The sequence below is a fragment of the Bradyrhizobium sp. PMVTL-01 genome (assembly GCF_051861855.1).
Taxonomy (GTDB): Bacteria; Pseudomonadota; Alphaproteobacteria; order Rhizobiales; family Xanthobacteraceae; genus Bradyrhizobium.
The window spans coordinates 2,592,272-2,618,938 of the sequence record NZ_CP193982.1; the positions used below are offsets into that span (position 1 = coordinate 2,592,272).

The window sequence follows — 26,667 nt, forward strand, 5'->3', positions numbered from 1 at the left end:
ATGTCCGAACAACCCTTGCCGACGCTGCCGATGTGGCGCGTCGATCACATCGAGCCCTCGCCCGAGATGTTGGTGTTATGCGCCAACGGTCCGATCCACCGCGTGCGCTTCCCGTCCGGGCACGAAGGCTGGTGGGTGACAGGCTACGACGAGGCCAAGGCGGTGCTGTCTGACGCGGCGTTCCGGCCCGCAGGAATGCCGCCGGCGACATTCACCCCGGATTCGGTGATTCTCGGTTCGCCGGGCTGGCTGGTCTCGCACGAGGGGGGCGAGCATGCCCGGTTACGCAAGATCGTGGCACCCGCGTTCGGCAACCACAGGATGAAACTACTCGCCCAGCAGGTCGAGGCGATCGCCGCGCAGTTGTTCGAGACGTTGGCGGCGCAGCCCCAACCCGCCGACCTGCGGTGCCACCTCTCATTTCCCCTTCCGGCCATGGTCATCAGCGCGCTGATGGGCGTGCTCTACGAGGATCACGCTTTTTTCGCCGGGCTGTCTGACGAGGTGATGACGCACCAGCATGAAAGCGGCCCGCGCAGCGCGTCGCGCCTGGCTTGGGAAGAACTGCGCGCCTACATTCGCGGCAAGATGCGGGACAAGCGCCAGGATCCGGGCGACAACCTGCTAACGGCTCTGCTCGCGGCTGTTGACCAAGGCAAGGCGACCGAGGAAGAGGCGATCGGTCTGGCGGCGGGCATGCTGGTGGCGGGCCACGAGAGCACCGTCGCGCAGATCGAATTCGGCTTGCTGGCCATGTTACGCCATCCGCAACAGCGCGAACGCCTGATCGGCGATCCATCCCTGGTGGACAAGGCGGTGGAGGAAATCCTGCGTATGTACCCGCCGGGCGCGGGCTGGGACGGCATCATGCGCTATCCGAGGACCGACGTGACGATCGCGGGCGTTCATATTCCCCCGGAAAGCAAGGTGCTGGTCGGCCTGCCGGCGACGTCGTTCGACACGCGCCATTTCGTCGACCCGGAAATCTTCGACATCGGACGCGACGGAGAGCCACACCTGGCGTTCTCTTCCGGGCCGCACTGCTGCATCGGCGCGGCGCTGGCCAGGCTGGAGCTCAAGGTGGTGTTCGGTTCGATCTTCCAGCGCTTTCCCGCGCTGCGCCTGGCCGTGTCGCCCGAAGAATTGAAGTTGCGCAAGGAGATCATCACTGGTGGGTTCGAGGAGTTCCCGGTGCTCTGGTGAGGCGCGGACGCCGCCGGGCGATCGCGATCTTCTCCGCAACTGCCGGCGCGCTTCGCGCGCGCCCGTCACATCAGCCAGCCAACAGGTAATGTACGTGCAAGAAACCACGGCAGCATGCCGGGACGCCTTCACCGAACTGGCGTCGCCAACCTGCATCCACGACCCGTATCCATTCATGCGGTGGTTGCGCGAGCACGATCCGGTGCATCGCGCGGCGTCGGGCCTCTTTCTGTTGAGCCGCCACGCCGATATCTCCTGGGCGTTCAAGGCCACGGGCGATGCGTTTCGGGGACCGGCGCCGGGCGAACTGGCGCGCTATTTCCCGCGTGCGGCGAGAACCCTGTCGCTCAATCTGCTGGCGTCCACGCTGGCGATGAAGGACCCACCGACGCATACGCGCCTGCGCCGGCTGGTCTCGCGCGATTTCACCATGGGTCAGATCGACAACCTGCGGCCGAGCATCGCGCGCATCGTCGCAGCGCGACTGGACGCCATGGCGCCCGCGCTGGAGCGCGGGGAGGCGGTGGACTTGCATCGGGAATTCGCGCTGACCTTGCCCATGCTGGTCTTCGCCGAACTGTTTGGCATGGCCCAGGACGACATTTTCGGGCTCGCCACCAGCATCGGCGGCATTCTGGAAGGCCTCAGCCCGCACGCCAGCGATCCCCAGCTCGCCGCGGCGGACGTGGCCAGCGCCAGAGTGCAGGCCTACTTCGGCGATCTCATACAGTGCAGGCGCACCAATCCCCGCCACGACATCGTGTCGATGCTGGTCGGCGCACATGACGATAATGCCGACAGGCTGTCGGATGCGGAGTTGATCAGCATGCTTTGGGGCATGCTCCTGGGCGGCTTCACCACCACGGCTGCCAGCATCGACCATGCCGTCCTGGCGATGCTGGCGTATCCCGAACAGCGGCACTGGCTGCAGGCAGACGCCGCGGGGGTGAGGGCATTCGTCGAAGAAGTCCTGCGCTGCGAGGCTCCCGCCATGTTCAGCTCCATCCCGCGTATCGCCCAGCGCGACATCGAACTGGGCGGGGTGCTGATCCCGAAGAACTCGGACGTGCGCGTGCTGATCGCGTCCGGCAATCGCGACCCGGACGCCTTCGCCGATCCCGATCGCTTCGATCCCGCGCGGTTCTACGGCACCAGTCCAGGCATGTCGACCGACGGGAAGATCATGCTGAGCTTCGGCCACGGCATTCACTTCTGCCTCGGTGCGCAACTGGCCCGGGTACAGTTGGCCGAGAGCCTGCCGCGGATCCAGGCCCGCTTCCCCACGCTGGCATTGGCCGAGCAGCCGACCCGGGAGCCCTCGGCGTTCCTTCGGACGTTCCGCGCGCTGCCGGTGCGGCTGCATGCGCAGGGGAGCTGAGATGCGTGTCATGGTCGACCAGGAGCTGTGCGGAACCAGCGGTCAGTGCGTGCTGACGCTGCCGGGCACCTTTCGGCAGCGCGAACCGGACGGCGTGGCTGAAGTATGCGTGGCGACGGTCCCGCAGGCGCTGCAGGCCGCCGTGAGGCTCGCGGCGAGCCAGTGCCCGGTCGCCGCCATTCGGGTCATCGAAAGCGACGCTGGCGATGGCGAGCGCGCCAGCGCCGACCCTGTGCCTTCTCCAGCGGAGGCCGAGCGGCACGCGGCAAAAGACCAGCACAATCTAGGGCGACACGATGGGACGGTTTGAAAGCAAAGTGGCCGTAGTGACCGGCGCCGGCGCCGGCATCGGCAAGGCATGCGCCCTCGCCATCGCGCGCGAGGGCGGCAGAGTGGTGGTGGCCGACATTGATGGCACGGCGGCTATTGCCTGCACCGCTCAGATTGCGGCCGCGGCGGGCCACGCGCTCGCCCTGGCGATCGACATCGCCGATGCGCAGGCGGTGGCGGCGCTGTTCGAGACGGCGGAGCGGCACTTCGGTGGGGTCGACCTGCTGGTGAACAACGCGAGCGCGATGCATCTGACCCCGCGCGACCGCGCGATCCTCGAGCTGGACCTGGCGGTCTGGGATCAGACCATGGCGACCAATCTGCGTGGCACGCTGCTCTGCTGCCGGCAGGCCATCCCACAGATGATCGCCCGCGGCGGTGGCGCGATCGTCAACATGTCGTCGTGCCAGGGGCTCAGTGGTGACACCGCGCTGACATCATACGCCGCGTCCAAGGCGGCGATGAACATGCTGTCGGCCTCGCTCGCCACCCAGTACGGTCATGCGCAGATCCGCTGCAATGCGGTTGCGCCCGGTCTCATCATGACCGAGCGTCTCCTCGCCAAGCTGGACGCGCACATGCAAACCCATCTGCGCCGGCACCAGCTCCTGCCGCGCGTCGGCCGCCCTGACGACGTGGCCGCGCTGGTGGCGTTCCTGCTCTCCGACGATGCTGCGTTCATCACCGGACAGGTCGTGTGCATCGACGGCGGCATGCTGGCGCATGTACCGACATACGCCGACGGTGGCAACAGCCGCGCCGCCCGGCCTGCCGACGACACCGCCGAAGCGGCCGCAACGCCATGCGGCTGATGGACATGCTGCTCAACCCGCTGAACCGTCGGCATCGGCTGCGGCACGACATCCCGGTCGTGCCCGGCGCTTTTCCCTTGGTCGGGCATCTTCCCGCCATCGCCAGAGACCTGCCGCGCCTGCTGCGGCACGCAGAACGGACGCTGGGTAGCCACTTCTGGCTGGATTTTGGCCCTGCCGGCCACCTGATGACCTGCATGGATCCGGATGCTCTCGCACTGCTCCGGCACAAGGACGTGTCCTCGGCGCTGATCGAAGACATGGCGCCCGAATTGTTTGGCGGAACGTTGGTCGCCCAGGACGGCATCGCGCACCGGCAGGCGCGCGATGCGATCCAGGCGGCGCTTCTGCCCAAGGGGCTGACCCAGGCCGGCATCGGCGAGCTGTTCGCGCCCGTCATCCGGGCGCGCGTGCAGAGGTGGCGCGACCGGGGCGACGTCACCATCCTGCGCGAAACCGGCGATCTGATGCTCAAGCTCATCTTCAGTCTCATGGGAATCCCCGCGCAGGACCTGCCGGGATGGCATCGCAAGTACCGGCAACTGCTGCAGTTGATCGTCGCGCCCCCGGTCGACCTGCCCGGACTGCCCTTGCGGCGCGGCCGCGCCGCCCGCGACTGGATCGATGCGCGGTTGCGCCAGTTCGTCCGCGCCGCGCGCGAACATGCCTGTCGCACCGGGTTGATCAACGACATGGTGAGCGCCTTCGATCGCAGCGACGATGCGCTTTCCGATGACGTCCTGGTCGCCAATATCCGCTTGCTGCTGCTTGGTGGTCACGACACCACCGCCTCGACGATGGCCTGGATGGTGATCGAGCTAGCGCGGCAGCCTGGGTTATGGGACGCCCTGGTTGAGGAGGCGCAACGCGTAGGCGCGGTGCCGACCCGGCACGCGGACCTGGCGCAGTGTCCGGTCGCCGAGGCGCTGTTCCGCGAGACGCTGCGCCTGCATCCGGCGACGCCGCTCCTAGTGCGTCGCGCAGTACGTGAATTGCGACTCGGCCAACGGTGCATTCCTCCGGGCACCGATCTGTGCATCCCGCTGCTGCATTTCTCGACCTCGGCGCTGCTGCACGAGGCGCCTGATCAGTTTCGGCTGGCGCGGTGGCTGCAACGCACCGAGCCGATCCGGCCGGTGGACATGCTGCAGTTCGGTACCGGCCCACACGTCTGCATGGGCTACCACCTGGCGTGGCTGGAACTGGTGCAGTTCTGTATCGCCTTGGGGCTGACCATGCACGAGGCCGGGGTGCGGCCGCGGTTGCTGAGCAGCGTCGAAAAAGGCCGTCGCTATTACCCGACCGCACATCCGTCGATGACTATCCGCATCGGATTCTCATGAGCTGGCATCGCATGCCCAGTGTAGTGAGGCAGCGGCGCCGTCGACGCGCTGCATTGCTGCACTCGGCGCGCTCGGTGCGAGGCCAGCAACACCGCGGCGGCTCCCCGCTCGCCGGGGCCGTCTCCTGGCAGGACAAGGATATGAACAACATGCAGACCGGTTCCACGCCACACGACGATCCAACTGGCGTTTCCGCAAGCGGCGGGTTGGTCGCGCAGGCGCGCGGCGCATCCGGCAGGCTGCTGCCCGAGATCTGGATGCAGGACGGCGCAAAGCGGGTCGAACAGGCGCTGGCGCGTCTTCTCTGCGCCGAAGACGACGGTGAGACCGAGCTGATGACGGCGATGCGCTACGCCACCTTGCATGGCGGCAAGCGCACCCGCGCGTTGCTCTGTTTGGCTGCCGGCTCACTGGCCGACACGCCGGCGCACATGCTCGATGACGTCGGTGCCGCCATCGAGATGATGCACGCGTGTACGTTGGTCCACGACGATCTGCCCGCGATGGACGACGACGTACTTCGCCGCGGCCTTCCGACCGTGCACGTCAAGTTCGGCGAAGCCACCGCGATCCTGGTCGGCGATACGCTGCAGGCGCACGCCTTCCTGACCCTGGCGAGCCTGGATGTTCCGGGCGACAACCGTATCGCGCTCGTGCGCGAACTGGCGCAGGCGGTGTCCGCCGAGGGTGCCGCGGGCGGGCAGGCCATGGATCTGTCGCTGGTTGGAAAGCACGTCGAGCTGGACAGGATCCTGGTGATGCACCGGATGAAGTGCGGAGCGCTAGTGCGCGCATCCGTTCGCATGGGCGCGCTATGCGCCATCGCGGAGGATGCCGCGCACACTGCGCTGTACTGTGCGCTCGATCGCTACAGCGCCTGTTTCGGCCTGGCGTTGCAGGTGATCGACGACATTCTCGACGCGACAGCGGATGCCGCGACGCTGGGCAAGACCCCCGGCAAGGACGCGGCGGCGCGGAAGCCGACCTGCGCGTCGATCATGGGGCTGCAGGCAGCGCGGCAGTTCGTGACGGATCTGTTGCGCGACGCCGGGGAGGCCGTCGCCCCGTTGGGGCCGCGTGCGGAACGGTTGGCGCAGATCCTGGAGCGGGCCAACGGGTATCTGTTCAAGCACGCGCCATGCGCATGAGCGCGCCGGTCCGCATGGAGTCGCCCCTGTGCCGCGGCGATCGGCCGGCGGCAGCGGTGCATGTTGTCCGAATCCGCGGCGCCAATCGCAGCGGTGCCCAGCAAGGCCGCGACGTGCCCGCGGCGACGTGCGCGGCGTCTGCCCGATCCTGGTTCCCGTCAACCGTGTGCAGAAGGAACATCCCGCGTGAACGCGCTAGCTGAACAGATCCTTTCCGAATTGCGCCACCTGCTGAGCCAGATGCGCGATGGCGGCAGCGTCGGTCCATCCATCTACGACACGGCGCGAACTCTGCAATTCCACGGCAACGTGACCCGTCGGCAGGACGCATACGCGTGGCTCATCGCGCAGCAACAGGCCGATGGCGGATGGGGAAGCGCGGACTTCCCGCTGTTCCGTCATGCGCCGACATGGGCGGCGTTGCTGGCATTGCAGCGTGTCGATTCTCTTCCCGGCGCTGCCGACGCTGTCCAGGCTGCAACGCGGTTCCTCCAGCGCCAGCCCGATCCCTATGCGCATGCGGTGCCGGACGACGCGCCGATCGGCGCGGAGCTGATCCTGCCGCGGTTTTGCGACGAGGCCGCGTCCTTTCCGGGCGGCGTGGCGTTTCCGCGCCACCCGGCGCTGTTGCCGTTGCGGCAAGCGCGGGTCAAGCTGGGGGCCGTGGCGACGTTGCCGAGCGGCCATCCGTTGCTGCACTCCTGGGAAGCCTGGGGGACGTCACCGACCACCGCTTGGCCAGATGATGACGGCAGCATCGGCATCAGTCCGGCGGCCACCGCCGCGTGGCGTGCGCACGCCGTGACAGAGGGGAGCACGCCGCAGGTCGGGCGCGCCGACGCGTATCTGCAGGCGGCGTCGCGAGCGACGCGCAGCGGCATCGAAGGTGTCGTTCCCAACGTCTGGCCGATCAATGTGTTCGAGCCATGCTGGTCTCTGTACACCTTGCATCTGGCCGGTCTGTTCACGCATCCGGCGCTCGCCACGGCGGTGCGCGTGATCGTCGCGCAGCTCGACGCCCACCTGGGCGTGCGCGGTCTGGGCCCGGCCGTGCAGTTCGCGGCAGATGCTGACGACACCGCCGTTGCGTTGTGCGTCCTGCGCCTTGCAGGCCGCGACCGGGCGGTCGATGCGTTGCGCCATTTCGAACTCGGCGAGCTGTTCGTCACCTTCCCCGGCGAGCGCAATGCGTCGGTGTCGACCAACATCCATGCCCTGCATGCGTTGCGACTGTCGGGAAACCCCGCCGCCGCCACCAGCGCCTACGTCGAGACCAATCGCAACCCGCACGGTCTCTGGGACAACGAAAAATGGCACGTTTCGTGGCTGTATCCCACCGCGCATGCGGTCGCAGCGCTGGCCCAAGGCAAGCCCCGGTGGCGCGACGAGCGCGCGCTGGCGGCGCTGCTGCAGGCGCAGCGCGACGACGGCGGTTGGGGCGCCGGTCGCGCGTCCACATTCGAGGAAACCGCCTATGCGCTGTTCGCGTTGCACGTGCTGGACGGGAGCGAAGAGCCGACAGGGCGGCGGCGTATTGCGCAGGCGGTGGCGCGGGCGCTGGAGTGGATGCTCGCCCGGCATGCGGCGCATGCATTGCCGCAGACTCCGCTGTGGATCGGCAAGGAACTGTATTGCCCCACCCGGGTCGTGCGCGTGGCCGAACTCGCCGGGTTGTGGCTGGCGCTTGGTTGGGGGCGGCGCGTCCTGGCCGGGAAAAAAGGAGCGGCGCCATGATTCAGGCCGCACGCGCGCTGCAGCAGGTGCTGGAGTGGGGGCGTTCCCTGACCGGGTTCGCCGACGAGCACGCCGTGGAAGCGGTCAGGGGCGGCCAGTACATCCTGCAGCGCATCCACCCGAGCCTGCACGACATCAGCGCCCGCACCGGCCGCGATCCGCAGGACGAAACGCTGACCGTGGCGTTCTATCGCGAACTGGCGCTGCTGTTCTGGCTCGACGATTGCAACGACCTTGGGCTGATCGCGCCGGAGCAGCTCGCCGCTGTGGAGCAGGCACTGGGACAGGGCGTGCCGTGCGCGCTTCCCGGATTCGAGGGCTGCGCCGTGCTGCGCGCTTCGCTGGCCGCGCTCGCCTACGATCCTTGCGACTATGCTCAGCTTCTCGACGATACCCGGTGCTACTGCGCGGCCCTGCGCGCCGGACAGGCGCAGGCGGCAGGGGCGGGACGCTGGTCCTACGCCGAGTACCTGCACAACGGCATCGATTCGATCGCCTACGCGAACGTGTTCTGTTGCCTTTCGTTGCTCTGGGGACTGGACATGACGACCTTGCGTGCGCGTCCGGCGTTTCGCCAGGCCCTGCGGCTCATCTCCGCGATAGGGCGCCTGCAGAACGATCTCCATGGACGCCACATGGACAGGTCGGCCGGCGAGGCCGACAACGCGGCGATCCTGCTGCTGCAGCGCTATCCGGCGATGCCTGTGGTGGAGTTCCTCAACGATGAGCTGGCCGGCCATACGCGCATGCTGGATCGGGTGATAGCGAAAGAACGCTTTCCCGCGCCCTGGGGACCGTTGATCGAGGCCATGGCGACCATCCGCGTGCAGTACTACCAGACCTCGACCAGCCGCTACTGCAGCGACGCTACGGGAGGAGGCTAACGTGCGCGGGCCCGAACGCGCGGGAGGCGGCGTGCGCGCTCTCCCGTCGGTCAGATCCGACGCAACACCGTCGCCCGATGCGACGGATGCCCTCATTGTCCACCGTGTCATACGCAGTGGTAGTCCTTGGGAAGCGGATAGTTGGGCAATGGATTGCCGATGAAGGGGGCTGCCATCGTCATCGCGAAATCCCAGAGATGCAGCTTCGGCAGCAGCAAAACTCCGCTTACGTTCTTGTGCGCGCTGTGGTTGGATGCCCGCAATACGCGTTGACGATAGATCTTCGATATATTCGTCCGAAGTCGATGTCAGCAGCGCAACGCCTGCCGCATTCAGGCCGCTGCCTCAGCTTCCGGCAGCTGGAGCCAAGCTCAAGATTTTGACGCTTGCTCAGAAACCCTGTGTGAGACAAGGGTCCCTGTACGCGCAATAGGAGGAACCGCGCTGGAATTTTTTGCGTTTCATCGAACGTGGCAGAACGAATTACTTGCGCCTGCTCGGCAATCAGCAAGCGCTGCTCGAGCAAACGCGGAACGATGAGCCAAGCTTCGCCTTCGTTGCCCGTTCGATGACAATCGATTTTCTAAAACCGGCAGTCTTCGACCTGCTTGACATTGTCAGGGTCCCGCAAGAGGTGAGAGGCGCGTCGATTGACTTGCTGCAGCAGTGCAGGCGCGGGGGCGATCTCTTGGTCTCAGCGCGTGTAAGGAACGCGTTCATCTCAGGCGGAAAAGCGCAGTAAAGGCTCTGAGGGTTGCTATGGAAGAGCACAAATAAATCTGCCTTTTATTCACGCTTCAACGCTCCAGCGACCCAATGATACAATGCGTTGGCCTTCTCTTACGATACGGCTCCTTCATACAAGGCGATCGCGCGCTGCTGACCTGGAGCCAGCATGTCGCTTTTGAGCCGATCGTAGACAGTCGTGCTCATTTCTGAAAACGCCGCAGCAAGCGGATGAATGCGACACATGCGGAGAACCCTAGTCGGTTGGCGACTCGTAAGGTTTTGAAGGCGCCGGCAAAAGCAATGAGATTCGTGCAACTTCTCCATCTCGCGAGAGTTGGACCGTCTCAAACGAAGCGTTTCGTTTCGATCGGCGACGTACAACGAACTCGTTGATAGCATCGTAGGCCTCGAGCAGCGCGGCGTCAGCGAAAAGAAGACGCCCAGCCCAAGCGCGATGATGACATGGCGAAGACAAAAACGATCAACCTCTTCGCTCGGTGGTCCGGTATTCTCTGTTTCGCGGCTGACAAGCCGCAGTGTGGGCCGCGAGTGATGTGTTGCCGACCATGCTGTCGTGCTTGAGAGCGGCGGCAGCGTGCTGTCCGACGCATCAACCGAATTGCGCAGTCGCTACGACATCAAGGCGCTTTACTTCGGTGGTTCGCCGCGAACCGATGTCGCCGAGACACCGCTTATCCATGCCGTCGCCACACTTTGACGAAACACAAAGGAGAATGACCAATGCCCAACGACAATCTGGCGCGCAAGATCGATTCCGACATCTATTCCCGGCTGGACGCCGCGATCGATGCGACCGAAGATCAACGCCGATCGCACTGTTCTTGACCCCACCACTTAGCGACCAATTTTTGTCCCACCCAGGCCAACCATGCTGGGACCGCGTCTGTGAATAGAACGCGACTTGAAGCGAGCTCGACGTGTTATCCGCGTGAAGCCGACTGGATCAAGAAAGTCGTTGCTGTCACAGAACAGAATTTGGTCACCGGCGGGGAACTCCTTCCGCAAGGAGGGATTGAGGCTTTCGAATTTGTCTTATAGCAAAAGGTCGAGTTAATGATCAAATCGTGCCGACAGCGCTGGATTGTGCGCTTGAGCAACCCATCGTGCTCTCGTACGACGAACCGTCAGGCTTTGGACGCCGGGTCTTTGGTTCCGGCAAGCGCAGCTATCCGTTGCCGCTCCCAGCCAACCTTCAAGGCCATTGCTTGTGAAGTTCGTCGATCACAAAAGCATGCGCATGAGCGCGTTGCTCGTCACCGTGCAGATGCGGGTGATCACCGGATAATTCAGGATGGGCGTGCGTCAGAACATCCGGATCGGAGGAGGGCCAGAGCCTGACTGCGAGGCCGGCGGCGGTCAGCGACAAGGCCGCGAGTACGAACAGGGTCAGCGCAAGTCCCGCTGTGGACCCCAGCCAGCCGGCAAGCGGATAGGTTATCAGCCAGCAGACGTGCGAGAGTGCGAACTGTGCGGCGAACACAGCGGGCCTGTCCGCCGCGCCGGCCGACCGGCGCAGCAGACGTCCGGAGGGAGTCATGACGGCGGAGTATCCCATGCCGAGAATGCCCCATGTCGCCAGAAGCGCGTAGGTAAGGCGACCGCCCGCCCCCCATGCAGCGAGTACCACGCCAAAAGCGATGAGCCCCGATGCGAGCACACCTGCCGCTGCCAGCATGACTTTGCGGTCTGCAAGCTGGTCAAGCAATTGCGGCAGCACGAGCGCTGCCAACATCGAGCCACCGCCGAAACAGGCGAGTGCGAGTGCGACGTCTCCGTCGGTGCCACCGATGGCGCCCTTCACCAGGACGACGGTGTTGACGAACACCATCGATCCGGCAGTCGCGACCGAAAGATTGAGCGCAAGCAAACCACGCAGGCGCGGGGTTGCGAGGTAGATGCGCATACCGCGTGTCGTGTCGTTGTAAAAATCCGTGCGGGTGCCAGCGGCCGGCTGCGCAATCGTCACCGAGACGACGAGCGCCGCCGAGCAGAAGAAGCCGATCACAGTTCCGAAGAACAGCCAATTGAATGACACCACCGTCAGCAATGCGGCGGCCAGTGTCGGGCTCAGCAAACTTTCGAGATCGTAAGCAAGGCGCGACAACGACAGCGCTCGGGTGTAGTCGTGCTCGTCCGGTAACACGTCCGGAATGGTCGCCTGGAAGGTCGGTGTGAACGCTGCGGACGCCGACTGCAAGAGGAAAATGAGCACATAGATTTGCCAGACCTGGTCGATGAAGGGCAGCGCGATGGCGACTGCGGCGCGGGTCAGGTCCATTGATACGAGGAAGGCGCGGCGCGGCAGGCGGCCGGCGAGACTTCCGACGATCGGCGCGACGAGCACGTAGGCAGCCATCTTGATGGCAAGCGCCGTTCCGAGTACAGCGCCTGCATTCTCCCCGGCGATGCGGAACGCCAGCAACCCGAGCGCGACCGTCATCAGTCCCGTCCCGATCAGCGCGATGACCTGAGCGGCGAATAGATGGCGGTAGGTGCGATCGGCGAGGACGGTCAGCATGGCGGCCTACTCCGCGACGCGATCGTGTATCAAGGACGGCGGCGAGCCGCTGCGTCGCGCGGTCGTGGCCGGAATGGCGAATCGGGCGTACAGGTCCGCGAGGACGACGAGCGTGAGGAGCGTCGCGGTGAGAAGCCCGCCGATCACGACCGTCGCGAGCGGCTTCTGAACCTCAGCGCCCGTGCCGGTCGCCAGCGCCATCGGTACGAATCCGAGCGAAGCGACGAGGACCGTCATCGCGACGGGGCGGAAGCGCGTCAACGCGCCGTCGCGGATGGCCGTCTTCGGATCGATACCGTCCGCGATCAGCTTGCGGATCTGCGTCAACATCACTCGCCCGTTCAGCACGGCGGCGGCTTGCGCGCCGCTCGTGGCCACCTCCGCACGGCCTGCACAGCGCCGGTCGAGAACGTAGCACTGGAAAAAAAGTGCCACCGGCGCGCCGTTTAGTCGTCAACTTCTGTCGAGCTCGAATGCAACTTTTAGCTTCATCAAGTGTGAAGCTGTAACCGAGGCTCTTTCAGAGCGCGACAATCGATGCAGGGCCGGTAGCAGTTGGTTTTACGAGTTCGAGGAGACCACTCTCATTCCCCAGAGTGACAAATCGCTCTACGTCAGTTCGCGACACAGTCTCCGTGCCTTTGCTCAAGTCGCCAAATCATCTACCTCGCGCTCACAGGCGATCGGTGCCGACGCCGTGAAACAAGGCAAGAGGCGTGCCGAATTGAGATTGCCGATTTTTCGCTTTTTTTGACCCTACGTATCCACTTGGTGACATTTTGTTGCCAAACTGACAATCGGCCTGCTACGCGCGATGAGGTTTCGTTGTCCGTACCCAAACGCAGCGGCTTTCCGATACGCCGTTAGAACTCTCCGTGCGCCGCTCGATCTGACAGCGGCGCTGAGATGCGCGCTCCTGAAGGTCGAAGTCACCTATCGCCCGCTATCACTCATGAGGTGAACCGCCTTCCACTCTAACTTAATAAAAGCCGCACAAAGCCCCGCTGCGAACGCCACAAGCCACGGGGAGCGAGCCGCATCTAACATGGATTAGGGGTTTGCCGCTTTTTCCGGTATGCTGTAGAATGTTCTTCGTGTGAAGTTTTTGAGGGAATAGTTTCCGTCCAGCTCCAGGTTTGCAAATTCATTTGAGAATTCCGTGGGGGATATTGCGATGGCTAAGCCTTCCGTTTCCCGTGAGGCCTTTCGTAGCTTGTTCGCCTTTTATGCGGCCAAGGCCCACCATGATCATAACGGTGCCGCCGAAGGCCTGAAACTATTTGGATCGAGCGACGACATCCCGGACGGGCTCCTCGAATTGTGGTCATCACGGGCCGAGCTGATTGGCTCTGAGGCCGTGGGCAACCTAATGTCACCACTGGCTCATCATATCCTGGAAGGCCGCGCACAATATAATCACGCCAGCGACTTCCTGCATCGACTTTGCGCGAGTTGGACCGAGACGTCCGCTAGCCGCTACCGGGGGCGGTTCCATCGCGGTGCACCGCTGTCTTATTCGTGCTGATGTGTACAGGCTGTTAAGGGTTGGTTTAGTTCCAGGCACGATCATTGGCGACCGCAAGGGACCCAAGCATGCAATTGCACCATGCGAATGCCTTGGAAAGAATCGTGATCGCCCCAGATCGCGGCAGTGGCGAGGTCACGTGGCCCGCTCGCGATCAGTCGGATTTCTCGACCTCCAATCGAGATGAGATCTTGGCGCTATTGGCGCCGGGCCGGCATACAAAACTCACTATTTGGCTCGTCGCGGCCGCTTTGGGTGTGGGCTTTGGGTTGGGGTGGGCTGGCGCTTGGTACGGTCCTGCAGCTATCTCGGCTCTCGACCCGACTGCTCAGGTAGAAGCGGCTTCGCACCACATCCCGGACACAAGGGTAGGCGGTAAAGCCGAAAGCGTCCGAAAGGCATCGGGTTCGCGAACAGCGCCTGCTTTGAATCAACCCTTCACAGTCATCGCGAGCGTTGCTCCGAAGCCTGTGGCCAAAGCGCCAAGTGCGATGCAATCGGCGGATGCCCTCGAGGCGGACATGTCTGTGACGGGCTCGATCCAGCCTGCGCCGCTCCTGTCGGTCCCCGAGACAAGACCAACGACCATTGCCGGTTGGGCTGTGCTGGACGTCCGTGGTGGAACGGCGGTGCTCGAAGGGCCCGATGGGATACGAATGGCAGCACGCGGCGATGTGGTCCCCGGCGTCGGGCGGATCGATTCTATCGTACGTTGGGGCAACCGTTGGATAGTTGCTACGGCAAGTGGATTGATCTCAACGCCGTAGGCGAGAACGATTGCCAACGCAATCCTCCATGCTGTCATCACCGTAATCGAGGGCGGCGGAGAGGAACTCGAAGGCAATACATGGCCCATTACTAGACGATCGGTAGAATTGCCAACACGAGAGTGAGGTGGTGCCGGAATTTTGGACAGGGTGGTAAGTGGAGTTTCTGCCTGACGGCGGCCAGATTGACCGGCGAATCAGGAGAGACGATGAGCAGACCAACCCGTCCGGCACCACGCACCGGCATTCAAGGCGAAGGTGGCGTTAGCCGCGATCAAGGGCGAGATGACGCTGGCCCAACTGGCTGAGCATTTGGACGTGCACCCGAACCAGATCACGCAGTGGAAGACCCAGCTTCAGGAACCGCGACCGATGTGTTCGGTCCTGGCGGAGGCTACCGAATGAGCGAGCCCGCGGTGGACGTGAAAGCGCTGCACGCCAAGATCGGGGAGCTGACCCTGGATCGTTTTTTAGAAGGCGCGCTCAGCAAAGCCGGCCTGCTGAGCGCAAAGCGATGATCGATCGTGAGCACATCTGCCGATCACCAGGCAGGCGGAAGTTTTGAAGATCAGCCGTGGCAGCGTCTATTATCTACCGCGTCCCGTGCCGCCCGCCGACATCGCAATCGTTGCGCATGCAACCGGACTACGCTAGCGCGAATGAGCGGGGATAGGCCGTCAAGGTCGCCGCCTGCGGCGCCCGCCTTGGCCTTGACGGGGGCTGTCCCGATCATCGTCAGGAGCCTTTAGTGCGCTGCAACTTTAGCGAGCTGCCGCTGCAGGTCGTAACTTGGTTAGTGCGAGTACCGAAGCTTACGTGCGGGATTATGGTGACAAGTGCACCCAATCGCCAAGGCAGTTCTAGATGCCGTAATGGGCAAGGGGTCATGATGGTGGCTGTCCCCCTATAGATGATGAAACGGGGTCACGACTAGAGTCGGCCCCAAGCATCTGGAGACGGAGGACAGCCGTGGAGAACTATGCCGGAATTGACGTGTCGTTGGAACTGTCGAGCGTATGCGTCGTGGATGGCCAGGGTAAGATTTCAAGCCTTCCTGTCCTTTTGTTGGGCGAAAAACCCGATGCTCTGGCAACTCAACCGCGAATTCCGCAAATGATATTGAGTCCGCTGTGCGCCTGGCACGCGAGAGCGCCGTTCCGCTGCCGGTTTTGGCTGCCGACGCGCACAAATTAGATGTCTCAGTTGTTGCGGGCAAAGTCGAACTCACACTACCTCATCTGTCTCGCCCATGAGCTCTTCGGCCTATTCCTACCGGTGGAGCGAGTGCAGATTGCCATTTATGGAGAGGTGTAGCTGGCGGGTCCGCGGCCCTCCATCAGTCTGCGCATTTTCATCGGTGCAGAGTACGCATCCGAGCAACATTACGATTACCCACATAGGTGTACTGAGCCGAAAAACTTTAGTCGCCTGGATCGCTTGTGATTCTTTGATGGGTACCTGATTCGAGAAGAGGTGCTCTATGGGACTGACTTCACGCGCCCGGGATGAGGAGGCGCATCGGTTGACGTCTGACGCGACCGTGAAGCAGCGCTTTTCGAATTCCAGGACGCTCGACTAAAAGCAACTTCCGAAGATTGGACGGAAAACCGCAAACGTACACGAGTTGCGGAATATTGATGCAGATGCATTCGAGCCTGGCGGTGACCCTTCAGGGGCTTCCACTGGGGCTCAGCTCCGTGAAGTTCTGGAGCAGACAAAAATTCAGAGGGGTCGCTGCGCTCAAGCGCGAGGTCAACCTTACACGGATCCCCATTGAAAGCCAAGGAGAGCATTCGGTGGCTGGAGAAACTCAAGGAATCCACGGAGCTTTTCGAGAAGCCATCGCAGTGCATCCATATCGGTGATCGTGAGGCCGATGTTTATGAGGTTTTTTGGGCCACCCAAGAGGTTGGAACGCATTTCTTGGTAAGGACCTGTGTCAATCGCCTGGCAGGCGATGGCGATCATACCATTGCAACGATAATGGACGAGGTCGTGGTCAAAGGTGTCGACCGGATCGAAGTCCAGGATAGCAAGGGCAATCCAGACCGGGCTGTTCTTGGAATCCGGTATCGTAAAATCCGTATTCGGCAAGCACTCGTGGTATCCAGCTTCGATTTTTGACAATGATCCACGCGGATGAAAAGAGGAACGCCAAAGAACAGAAAGAAACTTAAATGGAAAGTCCTGTTCCGATGCAATCGCGCGGGATGCGATCGAGAAACTCGAATGGTATTCCCTGCACTGGAAGGTCGAGATCTTCCACACGATACTCAAATCCGGCTGTAGGGCAGAGAACTCGCAACTGCGGACTGCTCAGCCTTGACGGATCTGATCGCGGTATTGTGCATTGTGAGCTGGCGCATTTTTTGGATGGCGATGCTCAATCGTTCAGCGCTAAATGGCTCACCGGAATTTGTGCTGAAATCCAATTTCTTGATCTGCTCGCCAAAAATAGGAAGCCAGTCAGCACACCACGAAAAACATTGTCGCGCTATCTCATCAAGATCGCCAGCCTCGGCGGCTATCTCGCCCGCGCCAACGATCCGCCGCCATGGAATCGATCATGTGGCGCGGATTATCGCGACTCATCGATGTCGCAACGGGAGCGAAACTCTGACCGAAAAAATGCGAGTAATCGTAAGCCGAGCAACCGAGCAAGGCCGCCTTGTCAAAAGGGCGGCTGCGTAGCTGACTGTCCTTATGGATGTGCATAAGGACAGTGCGGGTGTTGATCCGCATGATCGCCGCCAACCGGCGAAGGAGTGCAGGACCGGCGTCGAGCAATGGACAGGAATGTGCGCGCCAACATAAGGCCATCAAGAGATCGGAAGCCATGTCATAGGGCAGCAGGGAATGTCTCTCATCGAGGGGATCGTTCTCTCGATGGGGTTCGTTCTATCCGACCGGCGGCGGCGTCGAAGCGGGGATCGACGGCTTCATCGAGTTGCGTGACGCCGAGACGGGCGAGATCGGCAACCTGCACCTGAAGGTCCAGGGGGAAGGCCACCGAGCGCAAATGACTGCAGGTGGAGACCGAGGAACGTTCGAATTCGCGCGCGCCGACGCTGACATCGAATACTGGACCAAAGGCACGGCTTCCGTCCTGCTGATCGTTGTGGCTCTGAAGACGCGGAAGGCCTACTGGAAATGGCTGAAGGAGTGGTTTGCGGATCCGGCGCGCCGGAAGTCCCGCAAGGTCGTCTTCGACAAGGCGAACCTACCAACGCTAAGGGGTGTCCCGATGGGGCGATCTGAGTACATTAGGAGCTGTGCTTGGTGGCAGGATTAAGCCGCCACAAAGATTGCCCATGCCCAGAAGCGAGGACTACGCATGCGCCCGAATTATCTTTTCGGAATGAGGCAAGCCGCGAGGCAAGCAAAGGCACTCCAAATTCCCGAAATCGCCGCTATCGAGTTTGGCGTCGCTGGCGGTATGGGACTGCTGCAGATGGAACAACTCGCCGAGAGTCTTCAGGCTGAAACGGGGGTCCGCTTCCGACTCTACGGCTTCGATCTCGAAACAGGCTTGCCACCGTCTGACGATTACCGAGATTCGCCATACGTCTGGCGCGCCGGTTTTTTCAAAATGGATAGGGCTAAATTGGAGCCTCAATTAAAGCGAGCCACCCTTATAATCGGCAACGTGGGCGAGACGGTTCTGACGTTTATCGAACGCTATTCGCCGCCTGTTATCGGCTTTGTATCTTTCGATCTCGACCTCTATACAAGTACTAAGCCGGCACTAAACCTTTTCAACTCGGCTGCATCTCACTTTCTACCACGGACGTTCTGCTATTTTGACGATATCGTCGGTGATCTTGATGAAATACACTGCGAATGGGTCGGGGAACTTCTGGCAATCCGGGAATTTAACGATGCTCACGCAGCGCGGAAAATTGCCAAGATAAACGGACTGTCTTGGAAGTTTGACGCACCAACGCAGTGGCATGACCAAATCTTTGTGTTCCACCTGTTCGATCACCCGGCCTACAAGAAATACATCAACGAGCGGGCGGACTGGCAACTGCCCCTACCAGAATAAGAAGTGAGCTGGTCTCGGTCGTCTGAACTGCAATTCCGCGTCGATAAGTCGAGGTTCTGCCAGAGTTAGGCTGCCGCGCGGAACGGCAGCGGGTTGAAGTAAGCTTGATCCGCGGTGCCGCCTTCAAGGCTCAAGTGACGACGCCGACCACCCCTCCAGATGGAGTTAGAGTCCGGCCCGAAGATGTAGCGAAACCGAAGAACTAGAGTTGCGCCTCTCAGCACGTTGGCGGGCTGGTTTCGCCGACATGGTTTTGCAGCAAAATCGGCGGTCGATTGCCGATGCCCCGTGGGGCCGTTCTTCATTGTAGTATCTGCGCCAATTCTCCGCTTTTTGCTGAGCGTCCGCAAGGGCAGGAACCAGTGGGCGTTGAGGCATTCGGCCCGGAAGCGGCCGTTGAAGGCCTCCATGAAGGCATTACCCGGCATGATGTAGCCGGTGTTCCGGTTTCCAGAATCGATTTGGCCCATTAGCGTATACCGCGGGAGCACGCAAGGGCGGGCAGGCCGTCGCACTGACATGAACTGCGAGTTCGAGGTCGTTATCTGGCCGACTGCGGCTAGCCCGGATGCGCTGCGAGCGCGGATCCGTAATTGCCGTGGTGCCCGCAGCTCCCTTTCGCACTGACCATGGACGGAGAGATGCGCATCATTGGCATGGACAGCCATCGCGTGGCGGCGCAGGCGGTGGCGCTGCGCGAGGGACATCTAACGACGCTCGGCCGCATTCCCATGACCCGTGAAAGCTTGGAGGCTTTCGCCAGGAAGGAACTCACCCATGACGATCACGTGTCGTCGAGGCGACTGGCAATGCCGCGGCCGTTGTCGAAGTTCTGGCGCCGTATGTCGACCGTATTGTCATCGCTAACCCGAAGCAGGTGCCGTTGATCGCGCACGCAAAGATCAAGACGGATGCGATCGATGCCGCCGTGCTCGCGAAGTTGTACGCCACCGGATTTCTTCCGGAGATCTGGGTACCCAATGAGCGCACTATGGCCCTGCGTCGGCAAGTTGCGCGCCGTACGCAGCTCGTGCGTCAGCGGGTAAGCTTGAACAACCTCATTTAGTCGATCCTTGACGCCCACCTCATTCCTCCCTGTCCACACCTCAACCTTGTAGGGAGCAACGGTCGCAGGTAGATCGCCGCCCAGATGGTACCTGCCGACGAGCGTGCCGCGCCGATCCGACCAGGCTGGTGAGCCACCTGGGCTAAACCGAGCGTAAGGCAGTGTGGCGAGGGCTTCGCCTACCATGGCAAGATCACCAAGCAGGACCGCGGCCAAGCTCGCAAAATGGTCGTGGAAGCAGCATGGGCTGTAGCCCGTTCGCCGGGGCCGCTGCGTGCATTCTTCCAGCGTGTGGCTTCACGACGCGGCAAGCTCAAACCATACCATTCCAGCTTCTCAATGGCGTCGGTGCGGGAACCAACAGGCAGGTCGGTGATCAGCTTCCAATCGATCTTCTTCCTGTTTTTCGGCGTCCCGCGCTCTTCGGCATGGATCACCGTCAGGGTCAGAGCGGGATAGCGCTTCTGCTTTCCAATCGGCGGCAGGACGCGAATCTTGCGATACCTGATCTCAAGAATGGCCTGGTCGGGATCGCCGTTGCTGTCTCTGACTTCGATGCGATGGAGCCCTTTGACGGCGACCTCGTCCATTTCGTCAGCGATCGTGTGATCCCCGTCTCCAGCCAAGCGGTCGACGCAGGTCCTGATCAGGAAATGGGTTCCGATCTCCTGTGCTGCGCAGAAGAGCTCGTAGATGTCACTCTCGCGATCACCAATATGGATGCATCGTCCCGGATGATCCAAGAGTTGCGTAGACTGCTTGAGATTTTCCAACCACCGGACGCTTTCCTTTTTCTCGATGGGAACCCGGGTCGGATTGATCTTCCTTTTAAGCGCTGCCGTCCCCTTGAATTTCTTCCGGGTCCAGAACTTAACGGCCGCCAACCCCAGCGGCACACCCTCGATTGTAACTGCGAGGCTCGAATGCATGAGGATGCCGCAAACCGTGTGAGATCTGAGGCGCCCCGCCTTATCCCATCCACTGTTTATGCTCTTGGTGATGCCGATTGCTTCGGAATTTGCGCGCCGATAGCTAAATTCGGTTGTGTCATGCAGCACAAGAACGAGACCTTTTGTGGCTGCGGCGCGATCACTTGTCGATTGGAAATGGCCGGCCAGAATGTCCGCTTCGCTGACCCGGTCATTAGAGAAGAAGCGGTAGGCTGCCTTGGTATTCGCCCAATCCTGGCAGACGAGCGGAATGCTTTGTCCCATGGCGCTTCCAATCTGCGTGAGCAGCTTGCGGAATCTGTCGCCCAGCCGCGCGTCCCTAAACTCGCATCCACTAGTCTCTCGATCAATCCAACATTCACCCTCCAAGGATCGCAACCGGCCTCTTGCCGATCGGTCCCTTAATGTCAGCCCCATAGAGCACCCCCCCCCTCGCGAATCAGGTGCTCAGCAAGGAATCACAAGTGATTCTTTCGACTCAAGATTTCGCCGATCAGCAAATCAGACCGAGTGGTCAAAGTTATGGGTAATTGAAAGCTTCACCGGCTTTCAATTACCCACAAATTCTCCTCCGACCATGGCGCCCAGTGCGATGTCAGTGAGGCGTGACAGCCCGCGCCACATGACCGTATTGCCGGGCGGCGGATCGCTGGCACGGGCGAGGTAACCGCCGAGTCGGGCAATCTTGATCAGATAGTGCGAGAGCGTTTTGCGTCTTGCTTTTGGTTTATCGTTGACGAGGCGATCGAGCACGCCGATTTCAGTCGCAGTCAACGCGAGGGTTGGCGGCGCGTCTGGGGCGGAACGGTTGAGCATCGTCATCCAGAAGACCCGCCAACTCAGGATGCAAAAGAGCGAGATCAGATTGGTCAGACGCTGGGCGGTCCTGAGCTTCGACTCCTCAGCTTTGCAGCCCGATTTGAGGATCTTGTGGAACACCTCGATCTTCCATCTCAAACCATACCATTCCAGCTTCTCAATGGCGTCGGTGCGGGAACCAACAGGCAGGTCGGTGATCAGCTTCCAATCGATCTTCTTCCTGTTTTTCGGCGTTCCGCGCTCTTCGGCATGGATCACCGTCAGGGTCAGAGCGGGATAGCGCTTCTGCTTTCCAATCGGCGGCAGGACGCGAATCTTGCGATACCTGATCTCAAGAATGGCCTGGTCGGGATCGCCGTTGCTGTCTCTGACTTCGATGCGATGGAGCCCTTTGACGGCGACCTCGTCCATTTCGTCAGCGATCGTGTGATCCCCGTCTCCAGCCAAGCGGTCGACGCAGGTCCTGATCAGGAAATGGGTTCCGATCTCCTGCGCTGCGCAGAAGAGCTCGTAGATGTCACTCTCGCGATCACCAATATGGATGCATCGTCCCGGATGATCCAAGAGTTGCGTAGACTGCTTGAGATTTTCCAACCACCGGACGCTTTCCTTTTTCTCGATGGGAACCCGGGTCGGATTGATCTTCCTTTTAAGCGCTGCCGTCCCCTTGAATTTCTTCCGGGTCCAGAACTTAACGGCCGCCAACCCCAGCGGCACACCCTCGATTGTAACTGCGAGGCTCGAATGCATGAGGATGCCGCAAACCGTGTGAGATCTGAGGCGCCCCGCCTTATCCCATCCACTGTTTATGCTCTTGGTGATGCCGATTGCTTCGGAATTTTCGCGCCGATAGCTAAATTCGGTTGTGTCATGCAGCACAAGAACGAGACCTTTTGTGGCTGCGGCGCGATCACTTGTCGATTGGAAATGGCCGGCCAGAATGTCCGCTTCGCTGACCCGGTCATTAGAGAAGAAGCGGTAGGCTGCCTTGGTATTCGCCCAATCCTGGCAGACGAGCGGAATGCTTTGTCCCATGGCGCTTCCAATCTGCGTGAGCAGCTTGCGGAATCTGTCGCCCAGCCGCGCGTCCCTAAACTCGCATCCACTAGTCTCTCGATCAATCCAACATTCACCCTCCAAGGATCGCAACCGGCCTCTTGCCGATCGATCCCTTAATGTCAGCCCCATAGAGCACCCCCCTCGCGAATCAGGTGCTCAGCAAGGAATCACAAGTGATTCTTTCGACTCAAGATTTCGCCGATCAGCAAATCAGGCCGAGTGGTCAAAGTTATGGGTAATTGAAAGCTTCACCGGACGGATACCATCAAGCTTGGCCCACGGCGAGTTCGGGCGCCTTTGGGCCGAGGGCAGCTCGTCAGCCGCGCCAAACGTAGCATTGCCGCTAGCGCGCAGAACGTGCCGGTCGCGATGAAAAAGAGCGGCCCTCGCAGGACTCTGGATACTGCACGGTCCTAGATGTTGTATTTCGTGTGGACGGTAAACGATACTATCCCGGCCTCGGGCGCGTGAGCCGTTAGGCCGAAGCGGGCTAAGAGAAGAGCTACCGACCTCGATGCTTGCTCTTCCGGGTTCTGATCGATCGCCAGAGCAACGACGCCGGTCTTCATCATCTGTCTGACCTCGTCGCTAAGGTCGTGCACGATCACGATTGGTGCTCTGGCCAACCACGGTGCCACTGTGTGGGCAAGCCCATTTTTTGATCCCGCCACGTAGATGCCGCTGACAGGGTCCTTGGACATTCCTTTAGGACACTCATCGCCCTCCATTATCTCGACGTGTATCGGAGAAGAAAGTTCTGCCTTCAGACCGTCTCGAAATCCGCTAATCCTAGAGGCGTCCGCTCGGTATTTCAGATTGGAGCAGACCGCTAGATAGATTCCTCGATTGACCATCCGCGACATGAAGAACGCCGCAGCTCGGCCGGCTCTGTAGTGGTCAATACCGACATAGGCCAATCGTGGCGTCGTCGGCAGGTCCGATCCCAGAGTAATGACAGGGGTCCCCGATGAGGTTACCGAAGCAATCGCGTCGATCATTTGATTTGTCTCGGGTCCGTACACGATCACCGCATCCGCCTTGGCGGCGCGGATCAGACTCGGGACCGCTTCCGCTTGCCTTTCGTCGAACAGGACGCGTTCGATCACAAGGGATTTTGTAGTTTGCGCGATTTGGCTTTCAAACGCTCGGGCAAGCCGCAGCAGAAGGGGCGTCCTCTGCGAAGGCATTATGACTTTGACTCGAAAAAGCCGACGATGGGGCGATGGAAGGGTTCGACTGATCCCCAGCTGACGAGCAGCTTCGATGACCTTCAGCGCTGTCTTTGGGGATACATTGGCTCGTTCATTGAGGACGCGATCGACCGTTGCAATTCCGACGCCAGCGAGCTTGGCCACTTCGTTCAGCCCAGGTTTCATTCGCTTCGGCTTTCGGTTTGCAGTATGTTCGTTTATGATAGCCCACCGCACGTCAACACGGCACTTCGCACCAAGATGTCATGGATGCACAGGATTACAACTGATGACCGAGCGATGCAGAATAGTCATCGTTGGAGGAGGGCACGCCGGCGGCAGATTGGCGCAGCTCTTGTCTCGCGGTCCCGATCGCGTCCGCGTGACCCTCGTCGGGGCCGAGCCTATCCATCCCTACGAACGACCTCCGCTGTCTAAAGGAGTTCTCCTGGGCACCAGGGGGCTCGATGACTGCGTTCTGTGGAAGCCTGACGACGCAGTTTGGGGGCGTGTAGAGACTCATCTCGGTGTCACCGTTGAATATGTTGATCGCGTCCGGAAAAATATCCGACTTAACGACGGTAGAATGATTGGATACGACCGGCTGGTTCTCGCTACCGGCTCTCGAATTCGCGAGTTTTCGGTGCGAGGAAGTCAGCTCCGCGGCGTCTTTAGCCTTCGCAGTTACGCTGATGCTCAAAACGTTTCCAGGCACTTCCTGGCATCAAACCAAGTGGCCGTCGTTGGCGGCGGATTCATCGGCCTCGAAGTCGCGGCCGCTGCCGCACAGCGCGGCGTGCAACCAAGAGTGATCGAAGCTTCCGACCGACTGCTTTCTCGCTTGGTCCCCCGACTGGTCGCAGATCGCCTGGCCGAGACGCACCTCCACGCTGGTGTGCAATTGACGTACGGGGCCATGGTCGAGAGGTTCGGTTCCAATGGCCATGGTAGCCTAAAGCGCGCTGTTCTCAGCAATGGAGATGTCGTTGACTGTAGTGTCGCCGTCGTTGCCGTTGGTGTTGAACCCGAGATATCCCTTGCGATTGACGCCGGCTTGGAAATCGACGTTGGCGTAAAAACCAACGAGCAGCTCCGTACCTCTGATCCGAATATATTCGCCTGTGGCGACATCGCCGCCTTCTGGCATCCACTTTACCAACGGCACATACGTTTGGAATCGTGGCAAAACGCGGAGGATCACGCAAGAATTCTGGCCGCCGTACTGCTGGGCGAAGAAGCCACGGCGCCGTCAGTCCCATTCTTTTGGTCTGACCAGTACGACCTCTCCCTTCAAATAATGGGGTTACCTCATCTCGGCACGTCGACAAGGCGAAAACAGACAGCCTCTGGAAGCTCGATCTTGCTTCACTGCGACGCAATTGATCGGCTCGTCGGCGCCACCGCCATCGGACCCTCGGCGCTCATCGGGCGAGAGCTCAGAAAAACGCGTCAGCTGATTGCTTCACGCACCATCTGCAACTCCGTCACGCTTGACGGAGCCGAGTTAGAGGTCGTTGCGGACTAAGCCCGTCGAGGTACCAAAACATTGACCCCTCCATCCACGACTCTCACCTGGTACGTACACAGATTGATGCATACCGGAGCACCAAGTGCCTTTCCCGTCATGTAGCTGAACCGTCCAGAGTGACGGGGGCACTCCACCGTGTGGCCCTCAACATAACCGTCGGACAGGTGGGCGTGTTCATGAGTGCAAATATCGTCTGTTACGAAGATTTCGCCCTTCGGGGAGCGGAATATTGCGTAAGAATGTCCGTCAAACTCCCAGCGACGCACGTCCTGAAGCCGAATATCATCTACCTTGCACGCAAACACCCATGTTCGAGCGGTGTCATCAACCATGTTAAACTCTAGGCTCATATTGAAACTCTCTTCCTCTTTTTTGGAAATACTGCTGAAGAACTCGCGCTGTTACTTCTGCGCCTGACATCGAACCACTCGTTGATCGATCAGTGCCAAAGTCGCGGCCATCATTGATGGTTGACCTCTATCTCCCGCGTAATCCTCGACCTCATTGCATCTTTGGTTTTCTCATTATGCCATCCTTGCGCCGCTTCCGGTCCCGCCCCCCAACCGATGCCGACCAAGCCCGCGCTCTCATAGCTCAAGTCAATAGAAAGAGGCCACCTCGATTAGCACACGGAGCGTGGAATCGACGATAGGACAAATTGCGGTCGCCTTGATCTAGACCCGTACCTCTCAGTCGTCAGTCAGCCGCAGCCGCGCAGTAGGGGCTGTAATTTTCTTTAGTCCAAGGACTGACGTTGTGCTCTATGCGTTGTCTTCCAAGTTTCCTCGGGACTTGTCCCAAACTTTCCTGACGCATTCTCGAAGCATTAGGGCTTCGCTCCAGCGATCCGTTGTATCTTCACCGTCTCGACTGGTTATCGCGTACGGTCTCGGTCCCAACTCACAAGTAAACGCCAATGTCTCCCCCTCGGCCGCGCGCCGGCGCCAACTCCTAAAGCCATAGCCCCACCACTCTAAGAATTGGTCGAGCCACATTTGGTGCTGCGGGAAGCTAATCTCAATTTGTATTTGCTCGCGACTTGCTACCCTACCGTGGAACGCCCAACACCTATCCAAAACTTGATGGATGTAGCTGTGATTTTCTTCGGTAATTGGCCATGAGAACTCGCGGCCAACAACGAAGTGCGAAATGTCCCCCAGCAGCTTGAGATCGGGAACTCGTTCAAGTAGATCGAGTGTAAAGAACAGGTCGGTCGTCATCCGGTCGCGATGCGTCTCTATATAGATGGGAAAATCGACCTCCTCGCCAAGCCGCAGCCATCCTTCTAGAAGCGGGATGCAATCATCCAAGCGACGTGGCCGTACATCCGGTTGAATCTCAAGATGATGAAGACCAAATTCCGTTGCATTTTCGAGCACCGGCTTGAGCTCATCGATAGTTCTCGGAAAACACTGACCTTCGGCTGTCAGCCCATTCGCCTTCAACAGGCCATGCAGCTCGCGTACGTACTCCCGGCTTCGCCAATCCGCGCTAACGCCGTCATAGCCGGCATCTTTGATCATTCGGATGTTTTCCTCAAGCCTGCGTTCTGGCTCCGTCGTGCTTCGCAACTCCATGGCCCAAAGGGACTGAAAGAACAGGATGGTGTTCATGTAAT

Annotated in this window: 20 protein-coding genes and 6 pseudogenes; 17 read left to right on the forward strand and 9 right to left on the reverse strand. The window is 60.8% G+C overall.

What is annotated here, in order from left to right:
- From ACRQ5Q_RS11680 to ACRQ5Q_RS11725, 10 genes and pseudogenes are all read left to right on the forward strand, one after another.
- On the forward strand, nucleotides 1–1,203 hold the full coding sequence (locus tag ACRQ5Q_RS11680) for a cytochrome P450 (RefSeq protein ID WP_439397879.1): 1,203 nt from the start codon (nucleotides 1–3) through the stop codon (nucleotides 1,201–1,203).
- Between the two features lie 88 nt (nucleotides 1,204–1,291).
- Nucleotides 1,292–2,581, forward strand: a complete 1,290-nt coding sequence (locus ACRQ5Q_RS11685) for a cytochrome P450 (protein ID WP_439397881.1) — start codon at nucleotides 1,292–1,294, stop codon at nucleotides 2,579–2,581.
- Between the two features lies 1 nt (nucleotide 2,582).
- The gene (locus ACRQ5Q_RS11690; protein ID WP_439397883.1) at nucleotides 2,583–2,891 is read left to right on the forward strand and encodes a ferredoxin; all 309 of its coding nucleotides are present in this window, start codon (nucleotides 2,583–2,585) and stop codon (nucleotides 2,889–2,891) included.
- The gene (locus tag ACRQ5Q_RS11695) at nucleotides 2,878–3,723 is read left to right on the forward strand and encodes an SDR family oxidoreductase (RefSeq protein WP_439397885.1); all 846 of its coding nucleotides are present in this window, start codon (nucleotides 2,878–2,880) and stop codon (nucleotides 3,721–3,723) included. The genes ACRQ5Q_RS11690 and ACRQ5Q_RS11695 overlap by 14 nt, the downstream gene beginning before the upstream one ends.
- Complete coding sequence (locus ACRQ5Q_RS11700) at nucleotides 3,723–5,066, forward strand: cytochrome P450 (RefSeq protein ID WP_439399792.1); 1,344 nt, start codon at nucleotides 3,723–3,725, stop codon at nucleotides 5,064–5,066. The genes ACRQ5Q_RS11695 and ACRQ5Q_RS11700 overlap by 1 nt, the downstream gene beginning before the upstream one ends.
- A 149-nt stretch (nucleotides 5,067–5,215) precedes the next feature.
- Nucleotides 5,216–6,214 carry a polyprenyl synthetase family protein gene (locus ACRQ5Q_RS11705; protein WP_439399794.1) on the forward strand — a complete coding sequence of 333 codons (999 nt, stop codon included), beginning with the start codon at nucleotides 5,216–5,218 and terminating at the stop codon, nucleotides 6,212–6,214.
- A 186-nt stretch (nucleotides 6,215–6,400) separates the two neighbouring features.
- Complete coding sequence (locus tag ACRQ5Q_RS11710; protein ID WP_439397887.1) at nucleotides 6,401–7,948, forward strand: hypothetical protein; 1,548 nt, start codon at nucleotides 6,401–6,403, stop codon at nucleotides 7,946–7,948.
- Nucleotides 7,945–8,832 (forward strand): terpene synthase family protein, encoded by an 888-nt coding sequence (locus ACRQ5Q_RS11715; protein WP_439397889.1) that lies wholly within the window; start codon nucleotides 7,945–7,947, stop codon nucleotides 8,830–8,832. The genes ACRQ5Q_RS11710 and ACRQ5Q_RS11715 overlap by 4 nt, the downstream gene beginning before the upstream one ends.
- A 448-nt stretch (nucleotides 8,833–9,280) precedes the next feature.
- A pseudogene (locus tag ACRQ5Q_RS11720) lies at nucleotides 9,281–9,609 on the forward strand (acyl-CoA thioesterase); the annotation flags it as partial.
- 526 nt (nucleotides 9,610–10,135) lie between these two features.
- Nucleotides 10,136–10,279, forward strand: coding sequence for a hypothetical protein (locus ACRQ5Q_RS11725; protein ID WP_439397890.1), 144 nt, complete (start codon nucleotides 10,136–10,138; stop codon nucleotides 10,277–10,279).
- A gap of 495 nt (nucleotides 10,280–10,774) precedes the next feature.
- Here the strand turns inward: ACRQ5Q_RS11725 and ACRQ5Q_RS11730 are convergent, their stop codons facing one another.
- Both ACRQ5Q_RS11730 and ACRQ5Q_RS11735 read right to left on the reverse strand, forming a co-directional pair.
- On the reverse strand, nucleotides 10,775–12,100 hold the full coding sequence (locus ACRQ5Q_RS11730; protein ID WP_439397892.1) for an MFS transporter: 1,326 nt from the start codon (nucleotides 12,098–12,100) through the stop codon (nucleotides 10,775–10,777).
- Nucleotides 12,101–12,106: 6 nt separating this feature from the next.
- Nucleotides 12,107–12,454, reverse strand: a pseudogene (locus tag ACRQ5Q_RS11735) (efflux RND transporter permease subunit); the annotation flags it as partial.
- Nucleotides 12,455–13,274: 820 nt separating this feature from the next.
- On the opposite strand from ACRQ5Q_RS11735, the gene ACRQ5Q_RS11740 reads away from it, so the two are divergent.
- Together ACRQ5Q_RS11740 and ACRQ5Q_RS11745 are read left to right on the forward strand one after the other, a co-directional pair.
- Complete coding sequence (locus ACRQ5Q_RS11740) at nucleotides 13,275–13,625, forward strand: hypothetical protein (protein ID WP_439397894.1); 351 nt, start codon at nucleotides 13,275–13,277, stop codon at nucleotides 13,623–13,625.
- A gap of 1,025 nt (nucleotides 13,626–14,650) precedes the next feature.
- Nucleotides 14,651–15,022, forward strand: a pseudogene (locus ACRQ5Q_RS11745) (transposase); the annotation flags it as partial.
- A gap of 1,128 nt (nucleotides 15,023–16,150) precedes the next feature.
- On the opposite strand, the gene ACRQ5Q_RS11750 reads toward ACRQ5Q_RS11745, so the two are convergent.
- On the reverse strand, nucleotides 16,151–16,660 hold the full coding sequence (locus tag ACRQ5Q_RS11750) for a hypothetical protein (RefSeq protein ID WP_439397896.1): 510 nt from the start codon (nucleotides 16,658–16,660) through the stop codon (nucleotides 16,151–16,153).
- A gap of 54 nt (nucleotides 16,661–16,714) precedes the next feature.
- Here ACRQ5Q_RS11750 and ACRQ5Q_RS11755 point away from each other — a divergent pair, with 54 nt between their 5' ends.
- The 3 genes from ACRQ5Q_RS11755 (at nucleotide 16,715) to ACRQ5Q_RS11765 (ending at nucleotide 18,437) form a co-directional block, all read left to right on the forward strand.
- Nucleotides 16,715–17,083: a hypothetical protein gene (locus ACRQ5Q_RS11755; RefSeq protein WP_439397898.1), complete on the forward strand. Its 369-nt coding sequence runs from the start codon at nucleotides 16,715–16,717 to the stop codon at nucleotides 17,081–17,083.
- 256 nt (nucleotides 17,084–17,339) lie between these two features.
- A complete protein-coding gene (locus ACRQ5Q_RS11760) occupies nucleotides 17,340–17,684 on the forward strand; it encodes a DUF4365 domain-containing protein (RefSeq protein ID WP_439397900.1) in 345 nt (114 codons plus the stop codon).
- Between the two features lie 42 nt (nucleotides 17,685–17,726).
- Nucleotides 17,727–18,437 carry a hypothetical protein gene (locus ACRQ5Q_RS11765; protein WP_439397902.1) on the forward strand — a complete coding sequence of 237 codons (711 nt, stop codon included), beginning with the start codon at nucleotides 17,727–17,729 and terminating at the stop codon, nucleotides 18,435–18,437.
- 217 nt (nucleotides 18,438–18,654) lie between these two features.
- Here the strand turns inward: ACRQ5Q_RS11765 and ACRQ5Q_RS11770 are convergent.
- A pseudogene (locus tag ACRQ5Q_RS11770) lies at nucleotides 18,655–18,856 on the reverse strand (integrase core domain-containing protein); the annotation flags it as partial.
- Nucleotides 18,857–19,078: 222 nt separating this feature from the next.
- On the opposite strand from ACRQ5Q_RS11770, the pseudogene ACRQ5Q_RS11775 reads away from it, so the two are divergent.
- Nucleotides 19,079–19,812, forward strand: a pseudogene (locus ACRQ5Q_RS11775) (IS110 family transposase); the annotation flags it as partial.
- A 68-nt stretch (nucleotides 19,813–19,880) separates the two neighbouring features.
- Here ACRQ5Q_RS11775 and ACRQ5Q_RS11780 read toward each other — a convergent pair.
- The 3 genes and pseudogenes from ACRQ5Q_RS11780 to ACRQ5Q_RS11790 form a co-directional block, all read right to left on the reverse strand.
- Nucleotides 19,881–20,870: pseudogene (locus ACRQ5Q_RS11780) on the reverse strand (IS4 family transposase); the annotation flags it as partial.
- A gap of 132 nt (nucleotides 20,871–21,002) precedes the next feature.
- Nucleotides 21,003–22,460 (reverse strand): IS4 family transposase, encoded by a 1,458-nt coding sequence (locus ACRQ5Q_RS11785; RefSeq protein WP_439397375.1) that lies wholly within the window; start codon nucleotides 22,458–22,460, stop codon nucleotides 21,003–21,005.
- A 284-nt stretch (nucleotides 22,461–22,744) separates the two neighbouring features.
- Nucleotides 22,745–23,707, reverse strand: coding sequence for a LacI family DNA-binding transcriptional regulator (locus tag ACRQ5Q_RS11790; protein WP_439397904.1), 963 nt, complete (start codon nucleotides 23,705–23,707; stop codon nucleotides 22,745–22,747).
- Between the two features lie 103 nt (nucleotides 23,708–23,810).
- Between ACRQ5Q_RS11790 and ACRQ5Q_RS11795 the strand changes: the two genes are divergently transcribed.
- Nucleotides 23,811–25,046 carry an NAD(P)/FAD-dependent oxidoreductase gene (locus tag ACRQ5Q_RS11795; protein ID WP_439397906.1) on the forward strand — a complete coding sequence of 412 codons (1,236 nt, stop codon included), beginning with the start codon at nucleotides 23,811–23,813 and terminating at the stop codon, nucleotides 25,044–25,046.
- Here ACRQ5Q_RS11795 and ACRQ5Q_RS11800 read toward each other — a convergent pair.
- Both ACRQ5Q_RS11800 and ACRQ5Q_RS11805 read right to left on the reverse strand, forming a co-directional pair.
- Nucleotides 25,043–25,399: a MocE family 2Fe-2S type ferredoxin gene (locus tag ACRQ5Q_RS11800; protein WP_439397908.1), complete on the reverse strand. Its 357-nt coding sequence runs from the start codon at nucleotides 25,397–25,399 to the stop codon at nucleotides 25,043–25,045. The genes ACRQ5Q_RS11795 and ACRQ5Q_RS11800 overlap by 4 nt on opposite strands.
- A gap of 411 nt (nucleotides 25,400–25,810) precedes the next feature.
- On the reverse strand, nucleotides 25,811–26,662 hold the full coding sequence (locus tag ACRQ5Q_RS11805; RefSeq protein ID WP_439397910.1) for a sugar phosphate isomerase/epimerase family protein: 852 nt from the start codon (nucleotides 26,660–26,662) through the stop codon (nucleotides 25,811–25,813).
- Between the last annotated feature and the right edge of the window lie 5 nt (nucleotides 26,663–26,667).